The organism is Aestuariibaculum sediminum (assembly GCF_014596945.1).
In the GTDB taxonomy this organism is placed as follows: domain Bacteria; phylum Bacteroidota; class Bacteroidia; order Flavobacteriales; family Flavobacteriaceae; genus Aestuariibaculum; species Aestuariibaculum sediminum.
Window position 1 is genome coordinate 531,826 of record NZ_JACVXB010000003.1, and the last position, 24,524, is coordinate 556,349.

General features: G+C 33.2%; 22 protein-coding genes and 1 tRNA gene. 5 read left to right on the forward strand and 18 right to left on the reverse strand.

Annotation, left to right across the window (positions count from 1 at the left end; all coding sequences use genetic code 11):
• Window positions 1-57: 57 nt before the first annotated feature.
• Window positions 58-2,295, forward strand: a complete 2,238-nt coding sequence (locus ICJ83_RS09945) for a polyribonucleotide nucleotidyltransferase (RefSeq protein ID WP_188230226.1) — start codon at window positions 58-60, stop codon at window positions 2,293-2,295.
• A gap of 109 nt (window positions 2,296-2,404) precedes the next feature.
• On the opposite strand, the gene ICJ83_RS09950 is transcribed toward ICJ83_RS09945, so the two are convergent.
• The 9 genes from ICJ83_RS09950 to ICJ83_RS09990 form a co-directional block, all read right to left on the reverse strand.
• A complete protein-coding gene (locus ICJ83_RS09950) occupies window positions 2,405-2,806 on the reverse strand; it encodes a hypothetical protein (protein ID WP_223154691.1) in 402 nt (133 codons plus the stop codon).
• Between the two features lie 150 nt (window positions 2,807-2,956).
• Window positions 2,957-3,940, reverse strand: coding sequence for an NAD-dependent epimerase/dehydratase family protein (locus tag ICJ83_RS09955; protein ID WP_188230228.1), 984 nt, complete (start codon window positions 3,938-3,940; stop codon window positions 2,957-2,959).
• A gap of 540 nt (window positions 3,941-4,480) precedes the next feature.
• Window positions 4,481-5,275 (reverse strand): SDR family NAD(P)-dependent oxidoreductase, encoded by a 795-nt coding sequence (locus ICJ83_RS09960; protein WP_188230229.1) that lies wholly within the window; start codon window positions 5,273-5,275, stop codon window positions 4,481-4,483.
• Window positions 5,272-6,258, reverse strand: coding sequence for an SDR family NAD(P)-dependent oxidoreductase (locus ICJ83_RS09965; protein WP_188230230.1), 987 nt, complete (start codon window positions 6,256-6,258; stop codon window positions 5,272-5,274). Before ICJ83_RS09965 ends, ICJ83_RS09960 begins: the two co-directional genes overlap by 4 nt.
• A complete protein-coding gene (locus tag ICJ83_RS09970; protein ID WP_188230231.1) occupies window positions 6,255-6,926 on the reverse strand; it encodes a CPBP family intramembrane glutamic endopeptidase in 672 nt (223 codons plus the stop codon). Before ICJ83_RS09970 ends, ICJ83_RS09965 begins: the two co-directional genes overlap by 4 nt.
• Window positions 6,923-7,615 (reverse strand): DUF6134 family protein, encoded by a 693-nt coding sequence (locus tag ICJ83_RS09975; protein WP_188230232.1) that lies wholly within the window; start codon window positions 7,613-7,615, stop codon window positions 6,923-6,925. Before ICJ83_RS09975 ends, ICJ83_RS09970 begins: the two co-directional genes overlap by 4 nt.
• A gap of 126 nt (window positions 7,616-7,741) precedes the next feature.
• Complete coding sequence (locus ICJ83_RS09980) at window positions 7,742-8,884, reverse strand: helix-turn-helix domain-containing protein (RefSeq protein WP_188230233.1); 1,143 nt, start codon at window positions 8,882-8,884, stop codon at window positions 7,742-7,744.
• Window positions 8,885-9,126: 242 nt separating this feature from the next.
• Window positions 9,127-9,297 (reverse strand): hypothetical protein, encoded by a 171-nt coding sequence (locus tag ICJ83_RS09985; protein WP_188230234.1) that lies wholly within the window; start codon window positions 9,295-9,297, stop codon window positions 9,127-9,129.
• A 190-nt stretch (window positions 9,298-9,487) separates the two neighbouring features.
• Window positions 9,488-13,501, reverse strand: coding sequence for a hybrid sensor histidine kinase/response regulator transcription factor (locus ICJ83_RS09990; RefSeq protein ID WP_188230235.1), 4,014 nt, complete (start codon window positions 13,499-13,501; stop codon window positions 9,488-9,490).
• Window positions 13,502-13,718: 217 nt separating this feature from the next.
• Between ICJ83_RS09990 and ICJ83_RS09995 the strand changes: the two genes are divergently transcribed.
• The 3 genes from ICJ83_RS09995 to rpe all read left to right on the forward strand — a co-directional run bounded on the left by ICJ83_RS09995 (window position 13,719) and on the right by rpe (window position 15,953).
• The gene (locus ICJ83_RS09995; RefSeq protein WP_188230236.1) at window positions 13,719-14,093 is read left to right on the forward strand and encodes a hypothetical protein; all 375 of its coding nucleotides are present in this window, start codon (window positions 13,719-13,721) and stop codon (window positions 14,091-14,093) included.
• A 163-nt stretch (window positions 14,094-14,256) separates the two neighbouring features.
• Window positions 14,257-15,120: a sigma-70 family RNA polymerase sigma factor gene (locus ICJ83_RS10000; RefSeq protein ID WP_019387909.1), complete on the forward strand. Its 864-nt coding sequence runs from the start codon at window positions 14,257-14,259 to the stop codon at window positions 15,118-15,120.
• 170 nt (window positions 15,121-15,290) lie between these two features.
• Complete coding sequence (gene rpe, locus ICJ83_RS10005) at window positions 15,291-15,953, forward strand: ribulose-phosphate 3-epimerase (protein ID WP_188230237.1); 663 nt, start codon at window positions 15,291-15,293, stop codon at window positions 15,951-15,953.
• Here rpe and ICJ83_RS10010 read toward each other — a convergent pair.
• Both ICJ83_RS10010 and ICJ83_RS10015 read right to left on the reverse strand, forming a co-directional pair.
• Entirely contained in the window at window positions 15,950-16,366 is a 417-nt protein-coding gene (locus tag ICJ83_RS10010; RefSeq protein WP_188230238.1) for a CBS domain-containing protein, read from the reverse strand. The genes rpe and ICJ83_RS10010 overlap by 4 nt on opposite strands.
• Window positions 16,367-16,398: 32 nt before the next feature.
• The gene (locus ICJ83_RS10015; RefSeq protein ID WP_188230239.1) at window positions 16,399-16,818 is read right to left on the reverse strand and encodes a CBS domain-containing protein; all 420 of its coding nucleotides are present in this window, start codon (window positions 16,816-16,818) and stop codon (window positions 16,399-16,401) included.
• Between the two features lie 242 nt (window positions 16,819-17,060).
• Here ICJ83_RS10015 and ICJ83_RS10020 point away from each other — a divergent pair, with 242 nt between their 5' ends.
• Complete coding sequence (locus ICJ83_RS10020; protein WP_188230240.1) at window positions 17,061-17,618, forward strand: CHRD domain-containing protein; 558 nt, start codon at window positions 17,061-17,063, stop codon at window positions 17,616-17,618.
• Between the two features lie 177 nt (window positions 17,619-17,795).
• On the opposite strand, the gene ICJ83_RS10025 is transcribed toward ICJ83_RS10020, so the two are convergent.
• From ICJ83_RS10025 to ICJ83_RS10055, 7 genes are all read right to left on the reverse strand, one after another.
• A complete protein-coding gene (locus ICJ83_RS10025) occupies window positions 17,796-18,647 on the reverse strand; it encodes a zinc-dependent peptidase (RefSeq protein WP_188230241.1) in 852 nt (283 codons plus the stop codon).
• 216 nt (window positions 18,648-18,863) lie between these two features.
• Window positions 18,864-19,376 carry an RNA polymerase sigma factor gene (locus ICJ83_RS10030; protein WP_188230242.1) on the reverse strand — a complete coding sequence of 171 codons (513 nt, stop codon included), beginning with the start codon at window positions 19,374-19,376 and terminating at the stop codon, window positions 18,864-18,866.
• Between the two features lie 325 nt (window positions 19,377-19,701).
• Window positions 19,702-19,778: transfer RNA gene (locus ICJ83_RS10035), tRNA-Arg, on the reverse strand.
• A gap of 27 nt (window positions 19,779-19,805) precedes the next feature.
• Window positions 19,806-20,255, reverse strand: coding sequence for a GatB/YqeY domain-containing protein (locus ICJ83_RS10040; protein WP_188230243.1), 450 nt, complete (start codon window positions 20,253-20,255; stop codon window positions 19,806-19,808).
• 132 nt (window positions 20,256-20,387) lie between these two features.
• The gene (gene ftsZ / locus ICJ83_RS10045) at window positions 20,388-22,337 is read right to left on the reverse strand and encodes a cell division protein FtsZ (protein WP_188230244.1); all 1,950 of its coding nucleotides are present in this window, start codon (window positions 22,335-22,337) and stop codon (window positions 20,388-20,390) included.
• Window positions 22,338-22,475: 138 nt separating this feature from the next.
• Window positions 22,476-23,825: a cell division protein FtsA gene (gene ftsA, locus ICJ83_RS10050; RefSeq protein ID WP_188230245.1), complete on the reverse strand. Its 1,350-nt coding sequence runs from the start codon at window positions 23,823-23,825 to the stop codon at window positions 22,476-22,478.
• A 3-nt stretch (window positions 23,826-23,828) separates the two neighbouring features.
• The gene (locus ICJ83_RS10055) at window positions 23,829-24,521 is read right to left on the reverse strand and encodes a cell division protein FtsQ/DivIB (protein WP_317173282.1); all 693 of its coding nucleotides are present in this window, start codon (window positions 24,519-24,521) and stop codon (window positions 23,829-23,831) included.
• Window positions 24,522-24,524 lie beyond the last annotated feature (3 nt).

Genomic DNA, 24,524 nt, shown 5'->3' on the forward strand with positions numbered 1-24,524 from the left:
CACAACAACTACACGCAACAACACAACGACCATTGTTTAATTAGAATTAAAAAATTTATGATTCCTAAAACATTTAAAGAGGTTATAGACCTTGGTGACGGAAGAGAAATCTCTATCGAAACCGGAAAATTAGCAAAACAAGCGCATGGTAGCGTTGTAGTTCAATCAGGAAATTGTATGTTACTTTGTACTGTAGTATCTAACTACCAAGCATCTGACGTGGATTTCCTACCATTAACCGTAGATTACCGTGAAAAATTTGCTGCTGCTGGTCGCTATCCTGGAGGATTCTTTAAAAGAGAAGCCAGACCAAGTGACGGAGAGGTTTTAACCATGCGTTTAGTAGACCGTGTGTTACGCCCATTATTCCCAAAAGATTACCATAGCGAAACACAAATCATGATTCAATTAATGTCTCATGATCCAGAAATAATGCCAGATGCTATGGCTGGATTAGCCGCTTCTGCAGCTATTCAATTAAGTGATATTCCTTTTGAAACGCCTATTTCTGAGGTGAGAGTTGGTCGCGTTAACGGCGAATTTATCATCAACCCGTCTTTATCTCAACTAGAAGAAAGTGATATCGATATGGTTATCGGTGCATCAGCAGACTCAGTGATGATGGTTGAAGGTGAAATGAAAGAGATTTCAGAAGAAGAAATGACCGAGGCTATTAAGTTTGCTCACGAAGCTATTAAATTACAATGTGAAGCGCAAACTAGGTTAGCTGAAGCCTTTGGTAAAAAAGAAACACGTGAATATGAACCTGAAAAAGCCGATGAAGCTTTAGAAAAGAAAATTCACAACATGGCATACGACAAAGTATATGCCGTTGCAAAAGCTGGCTCATCTAAACATGAAAGAGGTGCTGCTTTCGCAGAAATTAAAGAAGAAATTATCGCGTCTTTCACCGAAGAAGAACAAGAAGAGTTTGGCGATTTAATTTCAAAATACTACAGCAAAGCTGAAAAGAATGCTGTTAGAGACTTAACATTAAATGAAGGTTTACGTTTGGACGGACGTAAAACCACTGATATAAGACCAATTTGGTGTGAAGTAGACTATTTACCATCAACGCATGGTTCGTCTATTTTTACACGTGGGGAAACGCAAGCATTAGCAACAGTAACTTTAGGTACATCTAGAGAAGCCAATATGATTGACATGCCTTCTTTTGAGGGTGAAGAGCGTTTCTACTTACATTATAACTTCCCTCCTTTTTCAACTGGTGAAGCAAGACCAATTCGTGGCACTTCTCGTCGTGAAGTAGGACACGGAAACCTAGCGCAACGTGCATTAAAAGGTATGGTGCCAGCAGACTGCCCTTACACTGTTCGTGTAGTTTCTGAAATTTTAGAATCTAACGGTTCATCGTCGATGGCAACCGTATGTGCAGGTACTATGGCTCTTATGGATGCTGGTGTAAAAATGATAAAACCTGTTTCTGGTATTGCCATGGGATTAATTACGGATACCGAAACTGGCAAATACGCTGTATTATCAGATATCTTAGGAGATGAAGATCACTTAGGTGATATGGACTTTAAAGTTACCGGTACAGAAGATGGTATAACAGCTTGTCAAATGGATATTAAAGTAAAAGGATTATCGTATGAAATTCTTGTACAGGCCTTAAAACAAGCACGTGATGGTCGTTTACATATTTTAGGAAAAATTACCGAAACCATTGCTACACCTAACGAATCAGTTAAAGCGCATGCGCCTAAAATGGTTACTACAACTATACCAAACGAATTTATTGGAGCATTAATAGGACCTGGTGGTAAAGTAATTCAAGAATTACAAAAAGAAACAAATACAACCATTGTTATTAACGAAGATCCGGTTACCGAAGAAGGTATTGTTGAAATATTAGGAACAGACCAAGAAGGTATTGATAAAGTGTTAGCTACCATAGATGCATTAATGTTTAAGCCTGTAGTAGGAAACGTTTACGAAGTTAAAGTAATAAAAATGTTAGACTTTGGTGCTGTTGTTGAATATACTCAGGCACCAGGTAACGAAGTACTTTTACATGTAAGTGAATTAGCTTGGGAGCGTACAGAAAATGTTTCTGACGTAGTAAATATGGGCGATGTATTTGAAGTAAAATACTTTGGTGTAGACCCTAAAACACGAAAAGAAAAGGTATCTCGCAAAGCCATTTTACCAAAACCAGAAGGTTATGTAGCTCGTCCTCCAAGAGATAATAATCGTAGTGGTGGCAACAGAGACAACCGTAATCGCGATAACAAACGTCGTGATGATAGAAAACCTCGAGATAACAGAGATTAATTTTTAATCGAATCTCAAAAAATTAAAGATCCCGTAAATTTATTTTACGGGATTTTTTTTTAGAACCATACGCTTAACTTCAGACAAATTTGATGCATTTAACTAAAAATTAAAACGCATAACTAAGCGATACTTTTACCAAATAGCTCTCAGGCTTCGCCACATCGAAAGTCCTGAACCTCATTACCCCCAAATTACATACCCCAATTAATTTTAGGCTTTTATTCAACTGTTGGGTTAGGCCAATATTAAATCCTACATCATAAAAATTATAAAACTGATGAAAGTTAGTTATCCCGACTACAGACTTTAAAGAGTTTTCAAACAGGCCTCCAAATTGAGGTTCAACGTACATTTTAAAAACATTATAAATCGGGATTTCAGAACTGAAACTTATTGAATTCTTAAAACGATCTTCCAAAATAAACTTTGGAAATTCTAATATATCATCTTGTCCATAACAATGAACTGACAACATTAAAATGAGAAAAAGTTGCTTTAGCCTTTTCATAACTACTTAAATAAATAAAACTTCCTGGTATTTATTCAAAAGTAATGTCCATTGATTGAAAAAACGTCCAGTATTATTTATCAAAGATAATTTTGGATAACTGCTTAGCTGATAAATTATGTTATCCCATGTTGAAGGCTTTTGAACTCGTTAGCTTTGTTGAGATTCAAACCAACTTATGGCATCTTCTAGCCCTTCTTCTAAAGGGGTAAAGTTAACTCTTAAATGAAGCTTCGTTTTCTCATTTGAATAATAGCTATTGATACACAGCAACCTCAAATTATTCGAGGTAAAAGATGTTACTAAACCCATTCTATTTAACCCATCACCAAAAAGACCAGCCAAAAGCAGTATATATTTTGGTATTTTAATTAACGTGGCTTTCCGTTTTTGCTTCCGATTTAGCATTTGATAAAATGCCTTAAAAGTTAAATTTTCATTAGTAACAATATACGCTTCGCCACTTTGTCCTAAATCAAATGAATTTATTATGGCTTGAACTACATCAGTCACGCAAACAAAACTCTTACCTCCGGGCGGGTAAAAAATAATGCGCTTGTTTAAACCGCGAAGTACAATTACTCCCGAACTCGGTTTTGAATCATACCCCCCTATCATAAAGGCAGGATTTATGGAAACTACCTCCATAGCACTAGATTTAGACAATGCTAATTCCTGAGCTTTTAGTTTACTTTGTGAATAAAAAGATTTAGTAAAAGGTGATTTAATAGGGTTATGCTCATGCCCTAAGTTTTCTAGTGTTCCGAATCCAAATATATTAGCCGTACCAATATAAATTACTTTTTTTACCTTTTGTTTTAAAGCTGCGTCAATTAGGTTCTTTGTACCATGCACATTTATTTCTTCAAACGTTTTATACTTTGAAATTTTAGGGCTGGAAATTGAAGCGGTATGAATCACATAGGTACAACCCATTAATGCTTTTTCTAGAGAATGTAAATCTAAAATATCGCCTTCTTCCAGGGTTAAATTCTTATGATATTCTCCTATATAGTTATCAGAATTTCGGACTAAACCAATAACCTGATACCCTTGTTTAAGTAATTCGATAATTGTATTCGTTCCCAGTAAGCCGTTTGCCCCCGTTACTAAAACTTTTAATTGTGTATTCATATGATTTATGGATGACAAAATTGTTACATTTCTTTTTCAAAAAAAAATCTCTTCAATAGGATTTAACAAGTTACCAGACTGATAACAGAACGGTTATTACAAGTATATATTTTAACCTTTTTAAAAATGTCTGGCACTGTAAGTTGAACAAATATTTGGATTAAAATGAGGTGCTCTATCATGAATAATATTAATAAAAATAAAGATTTCAATAATTCTTAAAATCGCAAATAATATAAAAAAATAGCGTCTAGAAATCTAAATTAATTAGCATTAGATTAAACGTAATATACAAAAAAGCCAAGATTACTACTTAGTAAATTCTATTGCTCTTATTCGAATTACGCAGCAATTTTATCAAGCACATAAAACATCTATTTTTTGATTTAGTTCCGTGCAATTACAGTATGGATTCATCAAGAATTAACTTACACAGACGTGATTACTAATTAATTTTCGATTAAACTTTAAATGTGCTCATAATCAATCTTTGTTTCTAATTTAGTTTTGCGCTGATAGTTATATGTAGATATGATAACTTTATGGTATCGAAACAGGGAGTTTTTTAATTTCTCGATTTGCTAGTTTATCTTTTATAAATTCTGGTAATATTTTATCTAAAACCATTAAGCAATTATTTATAAATCCAGGAATAACCACTTCTTTTCGTCGTAATAGGGACTGTACTGCAATTACAGCAGCATCCTCAGGGTTTAATACAGATTTACGAGAAACCCAGCCCAACAACCTGTTTTGATAACACAATCTGGTAGTTGTATTTAAACCTCCAGGGCAAATTGCTGTAACCGAAACATTATCTTGTTTTAGTTCCTTTGCTAAACTTTTAGAAAAGGATGTTAAATAGGCTTTCGTGCCACCATAAACCTGTTTGGTAGGCAGAGCAAAAAAACTAGCCATACTGCTAATATTTAATATTCCGGAAGGTGCATTTGTTTTTAAATTACCTAAAAGCAACCTTACTAATAAGGTTGGTGTAGTAACGTTAACATCTATTTGTCTTAAAATAAACTGCTCATCCAGACTTGAAAAAAGACCACGACTTAGCACTCCGGCATTATTGACCAAATACTTAATTTGAAGCTGGTGTTTTTTAATGTATTTTGAAATGGAATAACAACTTTCAACCAAGCTTAAATCCAGTTCCAGATAACGGACTTCGACCGCAAAATGTTGCTGTATAAATTCAGAAACATCTTTTAAACCTGAATTAGGCAGAGCGATTAATACTAAATTCATTTTTCTTTTTGCAAACTCCAAAGCCATGGCTTTACCAAATCCCTGACTTGCGCCTGTTATTACTGAATAAATTTTCATGATATTAAATTTAATTTTTTTATGGTTTGTTGCAGTCCGTGTTCAAAAGAAACAGGACTATAATTCAATTCTCGTTTCGCTAAACAAGAAACTGATTTTCTGTTGACAAATAAGGCATCTAAAACAGCTGGTGTTAAACTGGAGGGCAGCCCAAAAACTGTTCTCAAAGCATCCCAAAAAAACAAACCTGACCTAAGTAACTGGTAATTTATTGTTATAATTTTTATGCTACTTTTAGTATGCTTTTTTATATTTTGAAACAGTTGCTTATAACTTAGGTTATCTCCTCCAATTATGTATTTTCCCGAAATAATATTACTTTCCATTGCCTGAATATGAGCATTCACAACATCTTCAACATACACATAATTAGCCGTTACTTCCATTCGATCTGGAACAACTAACATGTCCTTTTTCGCTATAAGTTCTATGAGTTTGTTCACCCCACTTGAGAATGTTTTAAACCCAGGACCGTACACCTTTGTAACATTTAAAATAATATAGGGCAACCCTTGTTTTGAATAGGCTAATATCTTTTCTTCAGACATACTTTTGGTGAGTTCATAATCATTTCCATAAGCTGCCAAACGAGGTTGCTTTTCTGTTATTGAAACATCTTTATATGACGGACCGAAAACAGAAAGTGAACTGGTATAAATAAATTTTTTAATATTATATTTCAAAGAAGCTTCCAACAGATTTTCTGTACCTACTACATTGGTTTGGTAAAACTTATGAATATTTCTACATTTCAAATTAGTATATGCGGCCGTATGAAAGACGTACTCACAAGCTTCTATGGCTTTGTTTATAGCAGAACTATCGCAAATATCTCCTTCAAAAAGCACAATATTTTCGTGATCTGGTACCTTAGCAGAATTAATATTTCGGCAAAGTGCATGCACAGTAATGCCTTTTTTTGCTAAACTTTGAGCCAACTGATGCCCAATATAGCCTGTTGCTCCTGTTACTAATACTTTCATGACATTGAATTTTTGTTAAGAGTTAATTGATAAAAAATAGAAATTTCATAAATGGCCGATAAGGCTAAATGAATTAAAAACGGATACCATATACTTTGAGTATAAACACTAAACAAGCAAAGTATAATACCGAAGGGGATAGCTCCAATTATTTCCCGTTTTGAATCGAATGCATGTATTAAAACATATAATACGGTTACATAAGTTATAGACAACGTAAGACTTGTGCTGTCTAAAAAATAAAACAACAATACGCCTCGAAAAAAGAATTCATAGCACAACAGAAACACAATACGAATAAAAAAGTAATATTTAGCATCAGAAAACCGATAACCTCCATTTCCTTGTTCCTTTAATTTATTATTATTTACACCTAACATCGCAGCATATGCCGACAAAAAAAAGAACAACAAGAAAAGAATTAACACCTTAAGCTTCATAACACCTAAAGTGAGTATTAAATATTGGTAATCTGTCAATACAACAAAAGGAAATACACCAAAAAATATAATACCTAAAATATGCTTTAAGTTTAATAGTTTTAGTCCATTAGTTACCTGTAAGGATGTTTCAAGATTATTAACATGCAACTTTTTAAAGACATAACTTATTAAAAAGTAAGCAAAAAAAGGTAGTAATAGAACCAAGATTACAATATCGGTTGTCATGATAAAACAGGAATTAAGGTCACTTTAAACATGTTACTTATTGCTTCAATTTTAATGCATTCACCATTTTTATAATGAAAGACATTATATTTCCCTCTTTCGAAATCGACTCGATAACAACCTACCCTAACAGGGGTTACGCTTACCGCTTGTTTTAGGTTATCGCAATATACTTTTCGAACCTCTTTAGGTTCTTCAAAATAGAGAGCTACCAAGCCCTTAGACAATTTTGAAAGTTCAATAAACTTCTTTTCATTATTATCAATAACTGCATATTGCTCAGTTTCACGTATTACTTTGTGGTTTGCTTTTACCTTTCCATTAATTTTTCTATATACCGATGAATATAAAAGCACTCCATCTTTATAAACTGATTTTTCTGAAGAAGAAACACTAACTTTTACCAACAACTTAACTTCCACATTACTCTTTAAATCGTATGTAATGACATCTTGGTTTACATGTTTTTCAATATGTATATATCCTATGGTTGTATTATTTTTTACAACTTTGTAGGTTAAAATTTCAGTTTTAGAAATAGTGTTAATTGCACATGCTGAACTGACTATAAAAAAGAAAAGCACAGACTTAATCTTTAATATTATTTCCCGAATTTTCTCGAAGTCATTTGAAGCATCCGATCCATACTTCATTCTTCGTATTAGATATAGAATTAATGCTGGTATCATAACTTAAAGGTTTTAGGTTAGTATTTCTAACCATAAAATTATGTCCAAATAAAAGTTTTAATATCCAATAAATTCTATTCTGTAAATATTAGGATGTCCAACGATAATATCGGACTTAAAATAATTCTAAAACTTTTCTCTGTAAACAGTAGGTGTGACCGATGTAAATTTTTTAAAGGCCGAATAAAAGGTAGATTTCGAATTAAATCCACACTCCAATCCAATTGCAACAATAGTATATTGACTAAAATCACTATCTGACAAAAACTTTTTTGCCTGTTTAACCCGTAAAGAGTTTATAAAGTCTGAAAAGTTATATTCGCTATATGAATTAATGAGTTTGGAAAAATAACTTTTACTCATACCTAGTTCGGTTGCTAAACCTTCCATACTTAACAATGGATCGAGATAAAGTTTCCCTTTAATGATATGCGCTTTTATTTTGTTAAAATCAGACTGATGTTTTGCATTAAAAAAATCATCGTCAGATTCTGTGTTACCAGATTTGGTTTCATCGTCAATCATAACTTTATCAGATGCAATGGTACTTCTTAAAGAAATACGATCGCGAACCACATTATACTTAAAAAAACCTTGGTAGCATATCCAATAAATAAGGAGAGACGAACTCAAACGTAAAAACATATAGGCATCCTCATTCCCGGTAATAGACTTTATAATAACTGCAAGAATCCAAGAAGCAATAACAATAACTCCTAATTTTATGAACCACTTTAACCAATTTAGATCATCAAACGAACTGATATAAGAAATTAACTGGTGTTTCTTAAAAACTATAACACAGGTGGTAATAAATAGAAATATACAGTAAAGTAAGTTAACAATCTCTTCTATTCTTGTGTAGAATTCTATTAGAGCATTGTCTTTACCTGGCACATTATAATACACGTAAGAAATTAAAACAAGGCGAATAACGAGTTCAATAATAAATATAGCAATAGTGACCTTGATAAAGTCATTTACACGATCTTGTATTCTTAAAAAATGCGTTGTAAAAGCATAAAACATGGGAAAAATAAGTACGTACCAAGGCACCTCTAATTGTTGAATTAGAAATAGTTCACATATTATATCTTTGTTAATGAGCCAGCGTTGCAGATTATTTAACGAAATAAAAAGCACCGTAAAATTTAAAAAGATTATGGCTTTATTAATCTTTTTCTTAACGCATAAGGTTACAAGATTAAATCCGAAACCTTGAATAACTCCAGCAATTAGGAAAAAGTCTATTATAGATTTTATACCCATACAAAATTTACTAAAAACGTTTTAAAAAAAATGATACAGGGACATATGGCTAATTAACTTTAACCTAGATATTATGCTTTCCAATTGATTGAATAACTCTAAGATAACAAAAAATGTCCTATTTTTTTTAATTCGGAAGAAATTATAATGACCCTATTTGTTTAATTATAAACAATCTAAAAATCATTTTAATTGTTAAGTAAAATAGTTAAAGGGAGGATAATTTTAATGCTATTCTACTCTCATACTGCACGAACACCATTACTAACCGGAAATTTATGTGCACCAGTAGTATCTAAATTATAGTTTTTTCTGCATTGCTTTTTTATAATAACATAATACAGAAAAGCATCTAAGGCACTATTAATTAATCGGCTGCAAATTTTAAAATTTGTTTTCGATTCTGTTTTCATAAGTTAAAGTTTTAGAGTTATAATGTTTAAATAAGTCAACTAAGAATTCATATAAAAGGATAATTAGTAAAGGGTCAAATTTGGTTGGTTGTTACAAATAACACTTGGTTACAACAAGTTTATAAATTAATAAGCATAATAGCTTTCAATATTTTTGCAAGACCTAGGAGTATTATTGCAAAACCAGAATTTAATAGGTACTTGGCGGATCACCGAACTCTTCTTTAAAAGCGCGACTAAACCAGGAAGGGTCGGTAAAACCAACGCTGTAGGCCACCTCAGAAATGGTCCTATCTGTTGTTTGAATTAATTCCTTAGCTTTTTGCAATCGAATGGAACGAATAAATAATGCGGTTGATTTATCTGTTATGGCTTTCAATTTTCTATAGAGCTGAGACTCGCTTAAACTCATACTAGATGCCAAAGCTGCGCTGTTAAAAGTACAATCATCTATATTTTCATGAATCAAATTAATTACCTTATCTATAAAAATAGTTTCGGTTTTGGCCTCAGTATTTCTATAGGTTTTAACAAAATCCTTTCTACTAAATTTATCAATCATTCGGTTACGAGTGGCAACTAGCTGTCTCAACCTAACCGTTAATTCTTTTTTATTAAAAGGTTTTATCAAATAAGCATCTGCACCACATTTTAACCCTTGAATACGATCTTTATCCAAGGCTTTAGCTGTTAATAGAATAATGGGAATATGATCGGTTATTGGATTTGATTTTAATGCCTTACAAACCTCAAATCCGTCTTTTTTTGGCATCATCACATCACAAACAATAATATCGGGAACATATTTAAGCGCCATTGCAATGCCTTCTTCACCATTTGGTGCGTGATAAATGGTGTAATCATTGTTTAAACAGGTTTTTAAATAATAAACAACATCCAAATTATCTTCTATTATTAAAGCAATGTCCTGCTCAATATCTGAAGTGAGTTCCATTGCACCGTGCGCTTCCTGGTCTGAATTATGTATATCAACTTCCAGCGTCAAACGGTGTTCCGGAGCAAATTCGGCGACATTCTTAACAGGTAACAATACTGAAAACTCACTGCCTTTGTTAATTTCACTGGTCACATAAACCTCACCTTCCATGAGCAGTACAAGTTCTTTTACTAAAGCTAGGCCAATACCAGTTCCCTGATATCCTCTTGATATCGAGTCGTCGACCTGATAAAATTTTTCAAAAACCAAAGGGATTTCATCACTTGAAAGTCCGATTCCTGTATCTATTATCTTGATGTGAAAATATTTTCCTGAAGAACTGTTTACAATACTAAGTTGCATAGTTACTTCTCCTTTTACCGCCGTGAATTTTATAGCATTCATTAAAAGATTGGTGACAATAGCATCAACCTTTTCCCTATCAAAATCCATAAAAAACACCTCTCTTTTAGAATAAAAGATGTACTTAATTTGTTTTTCATTTGCCAATGAAGAAAAGCTTTCGAATAAATATTTTAAATATAGAACGATATCTGCCTGCACATAATTTAATTCCATTCGAGAGCTCTCTAATTTGGTTAAATCCAACATATCATTCACCAACTTTAATAAGTTTTTTCCATTGCGCTGCATTACGTTTAACGCGTTCAACATAGAATGCACTCCCTTTTTACTGGCGTCGGATTTTAGATGATCTATTAACCCTAAGATAACGGTTAACGGGGTTCTAAATTCGTGTGTGATATTGGTATAAAGTGAATTCTTTAAACCATCAATTTCCTGAAGCCGCTTACTTTCTGCTAAAGCTAGTTTTCTTGAAATGGTAAAATGATAAAACCAGTATGCAGAAAACAAAATAATAAGCACATATATAATATAGGCTATACTTGTAGACCACCAAGGCGGTTTAATTATAATGTTCAATTCTAAAGGCGGTTTTAGCCATTCCTGCCCTCTAGAAAAACCATTTAACTGCAATTTATACTTACCCGGTGCTAAGTTTATAAAAGGTATTTCTTTACTGGCTAAAAAATTCCATTCCTTGTTTTGAGGTAACAGTTTATAAGCATACTGAATATTCTTATCGAACTGAAAGTCTATAGTTGAATAGGACAAAGAAAAAGGAAACTGATTATAATTAAATACTACCGTATTTGGATCTTCAGCCAAGGCCTTTGACATATTTTGTGACTTAACTCTTAATCCAGAAAAATACAATGGCTTTGGTTGATCTATTTTATCAATATCCTGTGGATTAAAATATGTGATACCATCAATACCTCCTAGATACAAATTACCATCTTCATCCTTAAACTTTGCGTGTAAATCGAACTCTCTGCCTTGTATATTATCCGAAACCGCATAATGCGAAAACGTATAGGTCGTTGTATTAAATTTGGACATACCATTATTAGTTCCCAACCATAAATTACCGTAATCATCATCTTGCACGATATAAATTAAATCATTTGGAAACTGACTTTGTTTCTTCCAGGATTTTACTGTAAAATCTTTTTTAAGTAAACCCAAACCTTCTCTAGTTCCTAACCAAACGTGTTCGTTTTTGTCTATGAGTATATCGTTAACGGAGTTATGGGGTAATGTATTAGAAACAGAATCTAATTTTATGACATTAGTAAATTGCGGAAGTGCATATGGTTTTTTATTAAATGACAACCGGCTTACCCCTTCTTGAGTTCCAATCCAGATATTATTCATTTTATCTACTCGAATACATTGGCCTGCATTATTAACCAAGGAATTTTCATTTTGAGGGTTATTATAATATCGATAGATTTTATAAACATCATTCGATGTGTACTCCATCCTAAAAATACCTTGCTCGTAAGTAACTCCCCATAAATTACTATTATGATCTAAAGCAAGATCCATAATGAAATTCATGTTAATACTATTTGAATTATTGTGTTCGAAATAAAAATTCTTAAACTTAGGTTTTTCCGGATTAAAGGATTTCAAATCAATCATACTCAATCCTCGTGTCGTACCAAACCACATACGTTCATGCGCCTTATCATGAACTATAGCCCTCACCACCGATCCTGCAATCGCGTTACTTTTATTCTGATTGTCTTTAAAATAATAAACTTTTTTAGATGTTATTAAGTTTAACCCTCCATCAGAAGTTCCAACCCATAGATGGTCTTCATTTTTATAAATAGAAAATATAATATCATCATTTAGAAGATGTTTACCCTTTTTACTTTTAGATATATTTTTAATATACGGCGCTTTAAAATTTAAAACATTAAGTCCGCTAGCGGTACCCACTAACAATTTATTGGCATCTAAATGAAGCATTGATCGCACCGTATTATTAGACAAACCTTTTTTAGAATCAACGATATAATCATACTTTCTGAGTACATTATAAGTATCGGCATTAAATAAGTACAATCCTCTGTCTGTAGCAATCCAAATATAACCGTGCTCATTTGTTAAAAAATCTACAACGTGTTTAGTTTTAAAGTCACCTGATACCTCAAGTTCATATTCTTTAATACTTTTTGTTGTTGTATTGTAAATATAAAAGCCTTCATAACTTCCAATAAGTAAGAGATTGTTTTTACGATAAATAGCCTGAACATTACCTGCTACCGACAATGTTACCGATGGCCTGTGGTGAAAATTTTCAAAGCCAAATAATTGCCCTTTTAAATCACCAAGCCATAATGTATTTTCTTCATCGATAAACAAACACGTAACGTCTTTAATTTTGTAACGATATTTTGCATGAAATGTATTATCACCCTCATGAAACGTTAAATAATAAACCCCTTTATTTCTGGTAGCTACCCAAAGGCCACCATTAGAATCTGGTTCAATGCCTGTGATTGTTTCATTGTATACACCCTGACTCAGCTTTATTTTTATAAAATTATCAGTTTTAGCATCGTAATAAGACAAACCATTACCTTTTGTACCAATCCAAATACGTCCATTTAAATCTTTGGTAAGTTTGTTAATAAAATTCCCTGAAACACTGGTACTATCTGAGACCTTATTTTTATAAATTTTAAAATTATTTCCATCGAAGCGATTTAAACCATCAGCCGTACCAAGCCAAACAAAACCCAAATCATCTACAACAATATCATTAACTGAAACTTGAGACATCCCATCATCCAAACTATAGCGCTTAATCCTATAATCATGATTTTGAGCAAATAACCCCGAGGAAAGAAACAACATAAATAGCCAGGACCTAACTAAGATTAAGTTCATTCTTAAAAACAAATATTCATTTTTCCCAGCCATTAAAACGCCACAAAAAGCCTAAAATTCAAAAAGTTACCCTATCAAATTTAACAAAAAATACATTAGAGTCTTAGGTTAAAATCGACGCTACGTATATTCTTCAATTTAGACAGTAATTTGAAAAAATTCCGTTAAACCTTTTACTAAATTTTCATTTAACACTCATTTTCATTATATTACGAATATGATTTACGAAGACAAAGCAAAATATTCAGACATTCTAAAAAATTCAATTCATTATTTAGAGAATCATGGTTTTGAAAATATCAAAGCCGACATTGACGGTTACGAAACTCCAAAATCTTACTCCAAAGCTGGAAGTGATATATCTATTACACCCGATGTAGTAGCAACAAAGGAGGGACGCAAGTATTATTTTGACATTAGTTTGAAATCAGAAAAACCCAAATTATTAAAATCGAAGTGGATTTTTCTAAACACCCTAAGCGCACTTAAATCTTCAAGGTTTAGACTTATTACGGCCCGAGGACATTATGCATTTACTCAAGAAATGCTAGATTCTATTAACCTAAACAATAAAACTTTGATTAAAATCTAATTTCTCGCAAGGCACTTATAGTCTGTGACTTCAACAAATTTGAAGTGTCATATTAAAAGAAAAACAAAAATCATTTCATTTTTTTGTAACATTTTTTTGTCTTTTCACGTATAACCAAATACAAAGTATTATTCATATAATTATTTACAGGAGCATTTTTTAAATGAGACAACTTAAAATTACGAAGCAGGTTACCAATAGAGAAACGGCTTCGCTAGATAAGTATTTACAAGAAATTGGTAAAGTTGACTTGATTACAGCTGACGAGGAAGTAGAGTTAGCTCAGCGCATCAAGGCTGGTGACCAAATAGCTTTAGAAAAGCTAACTAAAGCTAATTTACGTTTCGTTGTGTCGGTGGCTAAACAATATCAAAACCAAGGTTTAACCTTACCCGATTTAATTAACGAAGGTAATTTAGGTCTGATAAAAGCTGCACAACGTTTTGATGAAACACGTGGTTTTAAATTCATCTCTTATGCTGTTTGGTGGATTAGACAATCTATTTTACAGGCTCTTGCGGAGCAATCTCGTATTGTACGTTTGCCATTAAACAAAATTGGTTCGATTAACAAGATTAATAAAACTTTTGCTTTTTTAGAGCAAAGCCACGAGCGTCCACCAAGTGCAGAAGAGATTGCTAAAGAGTTAGACATGACTATTAACGACGTTAAAGAGTCTATGAAAAACTCAGGTCGCCATGTAAGTATGGATGCACCATTAGTAGAAGGTGAAGACTCTAATTTATACGATGTATTAAATAGTGGAGAGTCGCCAAATCCAGATAAAGAACTTTTACACGAATCACTTCGTACAGAAATAGAGCGTGCTCTGGAAACCTTAACTCCTCGTGAAGCAGATGTAATACGTTTGTATTTTGGTTTAGGAAATCAACACCCAATGACACTTGAAGAAATTGGAGAAACATTTGATTTAACTCGCGAGCGTGTTAGACAAATTAAAGAGAAAGCAATTCGCAGACTTAAACATACGTCTAGAAGCAAAATATTAAAAACATATTTAGGTTAGTAACTATTTTACGACTAAATAAAAGTAACAACAGTTACACATAACTGTTCGTTTTTTGATTGATGAAAGAACCCCCGGCTGATTACCGGGGGTTTATTTTTATACATTCTTTAACCATTTAGTGATATGGCTTTGCTATATTTGCAAAAAAATCACAAAAAACACTTAACATGAGTTCTAAATTAATTGCTCCTTCACTTCTAGCTGCCGATTTTGCAAATCTTCAACGCGATATTGAAATGGTAAATCAAAGTGAAGCTGATTGGTTTCATATTGACATCATGGATGGTGTTTTTGTGCCAAATATTTCTTTTGGTATGCCTGTATTGGAAGCCATTGGCAGACATGCAAAAAAAACTCTGGACGTACATTTAATGATTGTAGATCCAGACCGCTATATTAAAACTTTTGCCGATTTGGGAAGTAACGTTTTAACCGTACACTACGAAGCTTGTCCACACTTACACAGAACACTACAAGCTATAAAAGCTGAAGGCATGAAAGCAGGCGTATCGCTAAACCCACACACAAACATATCACTTTTAGAAGATACCATAAATGATATTGATTTAGTTCTTATTATGAGCGTAAATCCCGGTTTTGGGGGACAAAGTTTTATTGAAAATACTTATGAAAAAGTAAAACAACTTAAGGCTTTAATAGAACGCAAAGGTGCTTCTACAATTATTGAAATAGACGGCGGCGTTACCAACAAAAATGCTAAAGCATTAGTTGAAGCTGGAGCCGATGTTTTAGTTGCTGGAAGCTATGTTTTTAAAAGTGAAACACCAATTGAAACTATTAAAGACTTAAGAGCTTTAGCTAATTCTTAAAAATTCTTAGAATAAAATTTCAACAAATCTCTTGTTGTAATTATACCTATTAGCATACCCTCCTCTACAACAGGCAAGGCATGAAAAGGACTATTCGACAAAATGGTTGCAGCCTCTTTTATTGAAGTTGATGGTGGTATGGTTACCACTTGTTTGGTCATAACCTGCTCAATAGTATAACTATTATATACTACAGTATTCACATCATGCTCGTCGGCAGAAGCCTCTGCTAAACTTATTTTTTGAAGATCGGTAAAACTGAGCATTCCTATAACCACATCGGTGCAAACCACAGGAATATGTTTTATACGGTATCTCTTAAATAGCATTTCAGCACGTTCTAAATCGTCGTTTCTATTTAGTGCTATAACATCTTTTGTCATAATATCTGAAACGGGTATTAAGGCTCTCATGGTTTGATTATTTATTAGTTAGTAATTCAAATTCAATAGTGATTCAATAAAAATTTAATAATATCTGTAGTAGTAACAATACCTATTAACCTATTACTATCAACCACAGGTAATGCATGAAATTCCTTGGAGGCAAAAATTTCTGCAACGTCCTTTATTGATGTATTACTGGTTATGGATACCACATTTTTAGTCATAACTTGCCTTACTTTAAACATGTTGTAAACCAATACATCGGCATCGTCTCTCTCTTGATCTGTTAAATCAGCGAAACTTAATCGAAGTATATCATTATAACTCAATATACCTTTTATATGAAAACCGGACACTACCGGAATATGCCGAATATGATGTTCCTTAAACATATGCTCAGCAGTTTCTAAACTATCGTTTTCCTTTAATGTAATCACTGGGGTAGTCATTATCATTGAAACAGGTGTATTGCGTATCATAGTGTTACAATTTTTACTTAATAAAAGTAGTAAAGCTTAAAAACAACATTTATGATATATATCATTGCATATTAAATTTTTACATCGTATCTATAAAGATGAAATTGACTTATAGTCGATTAAGTTTTATAAATCACCTAATTTTTATTAACTTTTTAATTACCAACTTTTTAGCGATTTATAAAACACATTCTCCCCCAAAGCGTGCTTATATCAAAAAGCTAATCTTTAAACTAATAATTATGAAAAGCAAAACATTTTTTACAAAAAGTAAAATATTACTTTTTGTTCTGAGCATGATGATTTACTCTTGTTCTAACGAGTCGATGATGCCTCAAGAAGACATTGATAATGCTGTTAACAGTAAAATGAGTCTTAAAAAAAATGCTGACAATAGCACTAAATTTCATTTTACGACATCGCTAAAATCTTCCAATGAAGTACCACCTAACGATTCTCAAGCCGCAGGTGTAGCCATCGTAACGATTAACAAGGAAGAAACCATGATACATTACAAACTTATTGTGGCCAATATTGAAAATGTAAGAATGGCACATTTTCATAAAGGTATGGCCGGTACTAACGGTGGTGTTGTAGCCTGGCTTTATAATAATTTAGATGGACAACCTTCAGGTCCGTCCAATGGCGTAATAGCCGAAGGCTACATAACCTCAGAAGGCGTTATTGGTGCTTTAGCAGGTGATATGGATGCATTAATAGAAGCGATTAGAAATGGCGAAATATATGTAAACGTGCATACACAAGCTGTAGGTTCTGGAGAAATAAGAGGGCAATTATAACAGTAAGCCTGAAATATAAAAAGCTGTCTGAGAGGTTTTCTAAACATCCTTCTGAATCTAAACAGAAGCGCATTTGGTTTTAACCAGTTCTAAAACGTATCTGAAACAATTTTCGGAGTAATATAAACCAATCTTTTCAGACAGTTTTTATTTTTTAAAGTTAGCAACAATTAAAGATTAATAATTAGCGATTCTAAAATTAAGCATTTGTTTTACTTTTGAATAAACTTCAGGAAAATGCTGACTAAACTCCTTTGGCGTTTCAATAAAGTTTTCAATAATAACCGCTAAAAACTCAAACTGATTGGTAAACGCATATTTTCTAAAATAATCTGACGTCATAAGTCGATTTCTTAAATCTTCATCATGAACCAACATTTCAGCCAATTCTTTAAAGGTATCACTAAAAATAGTTGAACTTACATCGCGTTCCTTAATACTATTTATATGAATAGCATGCGTGAGCTCATGAATTCCTAAGTTTAAATTGTCGGTATCAGACTTAAATCCTTCTTGAAAATCCTCCCATGACACGACCAAGGCCTCGAGTTTTGGATTAAACTCACCTTTATGGTACGCATCGTTAGTTTTAGAATAAAACTTAGTGGGATAAACCACTATTTTTGAGATTAAACCAATGTAAAAATCTCTAAATCCAAAAGTTAACATAACTGCAGTTGCGGAAATTAACACTCTAATTTCATCGTTAATTATTATTCCTGCCCTTCCTATAAACTCTTTATCATTTATGAAACAACGCACTCTATGTTCGAAATGACGTTTTGACTTATCGTTAAGTTTTTGATAGAAAGAAAATTTAGAATCCAGAATTCGTTTTTGACTTTTATCTAAACGCTTTAAGTGTAGATAGAAATGATTGTATAGGGGTTTTCTAAAACGCATTACATAAACCATTTCAACCATTTTAAACACGTAGTTTAAAATAATACCTATTAGAAATACAAGAAGAATTCCAATAAGTATTGTACTTCCTAGGTCAGCTTCTTTATTAATAAAGACAAAAAACATAAGTATCGTTATAATTAGGGATATTTATGCTAATGTAAGCAAAAACAGCCCAAAAAATGGGCTGCTTTAAAATAATCAACAATTACTAATACTCAAACTATATTTTAATATTATTGACCATAAACATCTAATTCACCTAAAAATGTGAAATTATTTGGACCTTCTAATGCTGTCATACGAATGTATTAAGGTTTTGTATTGTTTTTTTTAATCTACTTAATTCATGAACACTTTTCTAAACTTTATCATCGATTTTGATAATGCGTTATAAACAGCTTTTTTATTCATTTTTAAAACCTCTGCTATTTCGTTAATGGAAAGTTCATTGTAAAATTTTAAATATATAATTTCCCGCTGCCTTGGAGTTAATTTTTGGTAAGAGCTATTTAATGCCTTAATTTTAGAATTGGAAGGTTTCAGAACTCCGGAATTAGTTAAATTCAACAAATCTTCAGAAACTTCGAAATCACATCTAGAAAAAAGCTTACTTCTTTTGCTATGTTCTTTGAGTTGCCTGTAAAGTTCCCTACGAAATGCACTTATTAAATAAAAACGGATATTATCAGTTTCTTTTAATGTTTCTCTTAATAACCATATTCTAACAAATAACTCCTGAATGCAATCATCTACCAATTCCCAATTGGTAGTAAAAGTTCTTCCATAATTAATTAAATAAGGAGCGTGCTCATCAAAAATTAAATTAAAGGCATAGCGATCTCCTTTTTTCATTTCTAACCATACATTTGCATGGCATTTATGATTATGTGCAATCTTTAAAACCCTCAAAGAAATAAGAATTAGTTAAACATTAATTAAACAAATGATAAAATCATTTCGGAAATTAATACTATAACAAAATCTCAAGCAATCCTAGCAATTAATATTATCTACACCCTATTCGACAAAAAAATACACCTCTAAAGTAACTAGTTACTAATAATTATATCATTAGTTATTTATAAGCGGGAAGTTTGACTTAGTTGTAAAAGGAGAAAAACAGACATAAACCAATAAAAAAAGCAGGAAAAAACACATGTTTTCCCTGCTTTTAAAATGGTGACCACGGAGGGATTCAAACCCCCGACCGCTGGAGCCGAAATCCAGTGCTCTATTCAGCTGAGCTACGTGGCCTACTTCATAAAAAACACCATGTATTTTTTATGCTAGTTTTTGTCTTACTATTGTTGAAATGGTTTTACCATCGGCCTGTCCTGTTAATTGCTGAGAAACAATTCCCATAACCTTACCCATATCTTTCATACCTTCTGCTCCAGTTTCTTCAATCACTTTAAGTACTACTTTTTCAATTTCTTCTTCTGATAAAGCTTCTGGTAAGAACTGGCTAATAACTTCAGCTTCTGCCAATTCTGGCGCTGCTAAATCTTCACGTCCTTGTTCAACATATATCGCAGCACTGTCTTTACGCTGTTTAACTAATTTCTGAAGCATTTTAAGCTCTTGCTCCTCGGTTAAACCATCCTGACCTCCTGTTTCGGTTTGCGCCAATAAAATAGCTGATTTCACTGCTCTTAAAGCCGTTAAAGCTGTTTGATCTTTCGCTTTCATGGCTTCCTTTAACGCCGTCATGATATCTTGTTGTAAACCCATTGATATATTTTATTTGACTGCGAATATAATAAGAAATTTAGATTCGTTTACTAAATTAAACATATAAAAAAACCGCAAAGCTGAGAGAGGGACTTTGCGGGATCCATAACATAGAATGGGTAGTGTACTAAATTAGTCTACATTATCGTGTAAAAATGAATTATTACTTCTTAATTGAATATCGTCATTATCATCAAGCCCCACACTGGTTCTTGACATATTAGTTTCCGATGAGTGCTTGGCTTCATTTAAATTAACACCTTGTCGCTTGTAAGCAGGAACTTTTTCAATATCGTCGATTTTGGCATTATTGAATTTATAATTGAAGTCTTTCATTTTACGTCTGCGTTCTTCTGCGCGCTCTTTAAGCATATCAGAAATCGGACTGTTCATCGGGTCTATTTCTTCCACCGTATTAACGTCCGACGGTTCTGGCTTTACAACCTTTTTTTCAAATACAACTTCCTGGTCGTATTCCTCTAAGGTTTTAGATGCCTTTCTTCCTTTTGAACCTTCTGGCTCAGCATAATCATCTAATGCATAACGAATATCTCCTTTTTCGTTGGTTTCGTTTACCGGAATAAGTTCTACATAATCGTTAACCTTAATTTGTTTTAAATCTTCATCCAGGTCAAATCGTTTGGTCTCCTCTTTATTCTCAGCAGTTGCTTTATTAGAGATCGGTAAATCAAATGTTAATGTTATTTGCTTTTCTTCTTCGATATCCTCTACTATTTCTGGCGCAGCCATTCTGGTTACCGGCTTAATTACAAAGTCATCTTCTTCCTCTACATTAGACTTCACCTCTTCGTATTCCACATGAATATTCTTAATATATTCTGATGTTGGAATAATATCTTTATTTATAGAATTTGATTCGGCTTCGGGTTTCTTTTCAAAAACAGGTTCTTCTTCTTCAACATCAAAATCTAAAGTATGACGCACAACTGGTGGTTCCTTTTTTTGTTCTAACTCTACTATCGGTTCGATAATTACCGGATCCTTAGTTTTAGCAACTGGCTTTTTAATTTCGGTATCGTCGTTTCCTAATGCATGAATAACCTTTTTAGTTTCGGTATTAGAAATCTCGTCTTGTTGTTCTACATTAAAACCAGTGGCAATAATAGTTACTGCGATAGATTCTTCTAATGCATCATCTTCACCAACACCCATAATAATATTTGCCCCATGTCCGGCTTCATTTTGTATGTGGTCGTTAATTTCTCCTATTTCATCAATAGTGATTTCATGCGAACCTGAAACAATTAACAACAATACATTTTTAGCTCCCGTAATTTTATTATCGTTTAACAATGGCGAATCCAAAGCCTTACGAATAGCATCTTGAGCGCGATTTTGACCAGCAGCAACCGCCGAACCCATTATAGCCGTTCCGCTATTACTTAATACCGTTTTAGCATCACGTAAATCGATATTTTGTGTATAGTGATGTGTAATTACCTCCGCTATTCCACGAGCAGCTGTGGATAATACTTCGTCGGCTTTTGAAAATCCAGCTTTAAAGCCTAAATTCCCATAAACCTCGCGTAATTTATTATTATTAATGACAATTAAAGAATCAACTACACCTCTTAATTCTTCGACTCCTTTTTGTGCTTGTTCGATACGCATTTTTCCTTCAAACTGAAAAGGCATAGTTACGATTCCTACGGTTAAAATGTCTAAATCTTTAGCCATTTTAGCAATAATAGGAGCCGCACCTGTTCCGGTTCCTCCACCCATTCCGGCTGTAATAAATACCATTTTTGTGTTGGTATCTAACATGGTTGAAATGTCTTCTATACTTTCAACCGCCGAGTTTTTTCCAACTTCTGGGTTTGCGCCTGCACCTAATCCTTCGGTTAAGTTAACACCCAACTGAATTTTATTAGGCACACCACTATTTTGAAGGGCTTGTGCATCGGTATTACAGATATAAAAATCCACACCCTTAATACCTTGTTGGAACATGTGGTTGATAGCATTGCTACCACCTCCTCCAACACCAATAACTTTGATGACATTTGATTGATTTTTTGGTAAATCAAATGCGATGCTTTCGAATTCTTTTTTGCTGCTCATAAATTCTGTTTTACTGGTCTAATTTTAATTTTTCTTAATACTTTTTTTTCCTCGACTTTCGAAATGATTTAAATATTTTACGTTTCGAAATCTATTTTTGTCCTTTATCTTACGATCTGCTCTTATAAAAACAGTTACTTACTCTGCGTTATCTAAAAAATCTTTAACACGTTCGGTTAATTTATCTAAAAATGAACGACGCTCTTTTGGAGCTTGAGGTTCAATTGGTGTTTCCTGATTTTCTTCTTTCGTATCGTCTGTTTCATTACTTTCAGGAACTTCTGCTGCATTAATTTCTTCAACCTCCTGCTGCTCGACACGTTTTCTTTCTTGTCTCTTTAATCCATCTAACACCAAACCAACGGCCGTTGCGAATAACGGACTTGTAATATCATCGTCACTATCGCCGGCTAAATGTTCATTAGGGTAACCAATTCTGGTATCCATTCCTGTGATATACTCAACTAATTGTTTTAGGTGTTTTAATTGAGCTCCTCCACCTGTTAATACAATTCCTGCTATAAGCTTTTTCTTTTGTTCTTCGTGTCCGTAGTTTTTTATTTCAACATAAACCTGTTCAATAATTTCAACTACACGAGCATGAATAATTCTAGAGAGGTTTTTTAATGTTATTTCCTTAGGCTCTCTTCCTCGTAATCCTGGAATAGAAACAATTTCGTTGTCTTTGTTTTCGCCGGGCCACGCAGAGCCAAACTTAATTTTTAATAATTCGGCTTGCTTTTCAATTATGGAACACCCCTCTTTTATATCTTCTGTAATTACGTTTCCTCCAAACGGAATTACCGCTGTATGGCGAATTATACCATCTCTAAAAATGGCCAAATCGGTAGTTCCTCCTCCTATATCAATAAGAGCGACACCCGCTTCTTTTTCTTCTTGACTCAAAACAGCGTTTGCTGAAGCCAGAGGTTCTAATGTTATACCTTCTAAATTTAAGCCTGAGCTCTTTACACAGCGTCCAATATTCCGAATAGAAGACACCTGACCTACTACAACATGAAAATTCGCCTCCAAACGACCTCCATACATACCTATAGGTTCTTTAATTTCGGCCTGTCCATCGACTTTATACTCCTGGGGTAAAACATGAATAATTTCTTCCCCCGGTAGCATAACCAGTTTATGCACCTGATTGATTAAGCGATCTATATCGTCTTCATCTATAACTGTTTCGGAATTGGCTCTAGTAATATAATCGCTGTGTTGAAGGCTTCTAATATGCTGTCCGGCGATACCAACGGTTACATTTTCTATTTTCATTCCAGCAGCATCCTCGGCTTCCTGAACAGCCTGCTGAATGGATTGAATGGTTTGGGTAATATTATTTACCACACCACGGTGCACACCAAGACTCTTAGATCTTCCAATGCCTAATATTTCGACTTTACCATAGTCGTTTCTACGTCCAATCATGGCCACAATTTTTGTGGTTCCTATGTCTAATCCTACTGCTAAATTATGCTCCATTGCTTAAATTTTGGTACATACTACTTGGTTGTCAAACTGCAAATTGACTTTACTATAATTCTTAAGCGTATCCTCTTTCAGGCTTTTTTGATAAAACGCTTTAAGATTATTGATTTTCTTATTTAAAAGTTTAGTATCGCCCAACTGCACTAAAAAATTACATTGCCTAAGTCTTATAGATAAAGTCTCATCTTTCGCCTGATGAATTTCAATAACATGTTTTTTCAGAAATTCGTCGGTTGTAATTTTTTTTGCTACAGTATAAACGTTAACTAAATTATTTTTCTCTACAAAACCAGTAACTAGTGGCACTCTTGCCGTATAATTATTAGACAACGGCATATAATTACCGTCAACATCTATATAATATGACGCATTGGTACTAACTCGTGCAATAGGTGTTTTTTGTTCAATTGTTGCATTAAGTATACCGTTTACAGCGAGATATACTTCTGCATTCTTGATCATTGGATTAGATTTTAGGGCATGCTCTAATACATTCAAATCTAAAATTTCTTTGGGTATGTTTTTAACCTCGCCGAAATTTTGTATTAACAATTTACTAACATCCTCATTTGTAATGTATAAATTGTTTTCACTAGTAAATTTTATATGAGGTTCCGAAACAGGTCGCGTTGCATTTCTTGCCGATGCAAATGCAAACAGGAACACAACAAGTGCTGTTAAAGCAAACATTTT

Bases quoted from the DNA above. Each gene is read 5' to 3' on its own strand.
- ICJ83_RS09945 (WP_188230226.1), top strand. From the start codon at position 58: ATGATTCCTAAAACATTTAAAGAGGTTATAGACCTTGGTGACGGAAGA.
- ICJ83_RS09950 (WP_223154691.1), bottom strand. From the start codon at position 2,806: ATGAAAAGGCTAAAGCAACTTTTTCTCATTTTAATGTTGTCAGTTCAT.
- ICJ83_RS09955 (WP_188230228.1), bottom strand. From the start codon at position 3,940: ATGAATACACAATTAAAAGTTTTAGTAACGGGGGCAAACGGCTTACTG.
- ICJ83_RS09960 (WP_188230229.1), bottom strand. From the start codon at position 5,275: ATGAAAATTTATTCAGTAATAACAGGCGCAAGTCAGGGATTTGGTAAA.
- ICJ83_RS09965 (WP_188230230.1), bottom strand. From the start codon at position 6,258: ATGAAAGTATTAGTAACAGGAGCAACAGGCTATATTGGGCATCAGTTG.
- ICJ83_RS09970 (WP_188230231.1), bottom strand. From the start codon at position 6,926: ATGACAACCGATATTGTAATCTTGGTTCTATTACTACCTTTTTTTGCT.
- ICJ83_RS09975 (WP_188230232.1), bottom strand. From the start codon at position 7,615: ATGATACCAGCATTAATTCTATATCTAATACGAAGAATGAAGTATGGA.
- ICJ83_RS09980 (WP_188230233.1), bottom strand. From the start codon at position 8,884: ATGGGTATAAAATCTATAATAGACTTTTTCCTAATTGCTGGAGTTATT.
- ICJ83_RS09985 (WP_188230234.1), bottom strand. From the start codon at position 9,297: ATGAAAACAGAATCGAAAACAAATTTTAAAATTTGCAGCCGATTAATT.
- ICJ83_RS09990 (WP_188230235.1), bottom strand. From the start codon at position 13,501: ATGAACTTAATCTTAGTTAGGTCCTGGCTATTTATGTTGTTTCTTTCC.
- ICJ83_RS09995 (WP_188230236.1), top strand. From the start codon at position 13,719: ATGATTTACGAAGACAAAGCAAAATATTCAGACATTCTAAAAAATTCA.
- ICJ83_RS10000 (WP_019387909.1), top strand. From the start codon at position 14,257: ATGAGACAACTTAAAATTACGAAGCAGGTTACCAATAGAGAAACGGCT.
- rpe (WP_188230237.1), top strand. From the start codon at position 15,291: ATGAGTTCTAAATTAATTGCTCCTTCACTTCTAGCTGCCGATTTTGCA.
- ICJ83_RS10010 (WP_188230238.1), bottom strand. From the start codon at position 16,366: ATGAGAGCCTTAATACCCGTTTCAGATATTATGACAAAAGATGTTATA.
- ICJ83_RS10015 (WP_188230239.1), bottom strand. From the start codon at position 16,818: ATGATACGCAATACACCTGTTTCAATGATAATGACTACCCCAGTGATT.
- ICJ83_RS10020 (WP_188230240.1), top strand. From the start codon at position 17,061: ATGAAAAGCAAAACATTTTTTACAAAAAGTAAAATATTACTTTTTGTT.
- ICJ83_RS10025 (WP_188230241.1), bottom strand. From the start codon at position 18,647: ATGTTTTTTGTCTTTATTAATAAAGAAGCTGACCTAGGAAGTACAATA.
- ICJ83_RS10030 (WP_188230242.1), bottom strand. From the start codon at position 19,376: ATGAAAAAAGGAGATCGCTATGCCTTTAATTTAATTTTTGATGAGCAC.
- ICJ83_RS10040 (WP_188230243.1), bottom strand. From the start codon at position 20,255: ATGGGTTTACAACAAGATATCATGACGGCGTTAAAGGAAGCCATGAAA.
- ftsZ (WP_188230244.1), bottom strand. From the start codon at position 22,337: ATGAGCAGCAAAAAAGAATTCGAAAGCATCGCATTTGATTTACCAAAA.
- ftsA (WP_188230245.1), bottom strand. From the start codon at position 23,825: ATGGAGCATAATTTAGCAGTAGGATTAGACATAGGAACCACAAAAATT.
- ICJ83_RS10055 (WP_317173282.1), bottom strand. From the start codon at position 24,521: ATGTTTGCTTTAACAGCACTTGTTGTGTTCCTGTTTGCATTTGCATCG.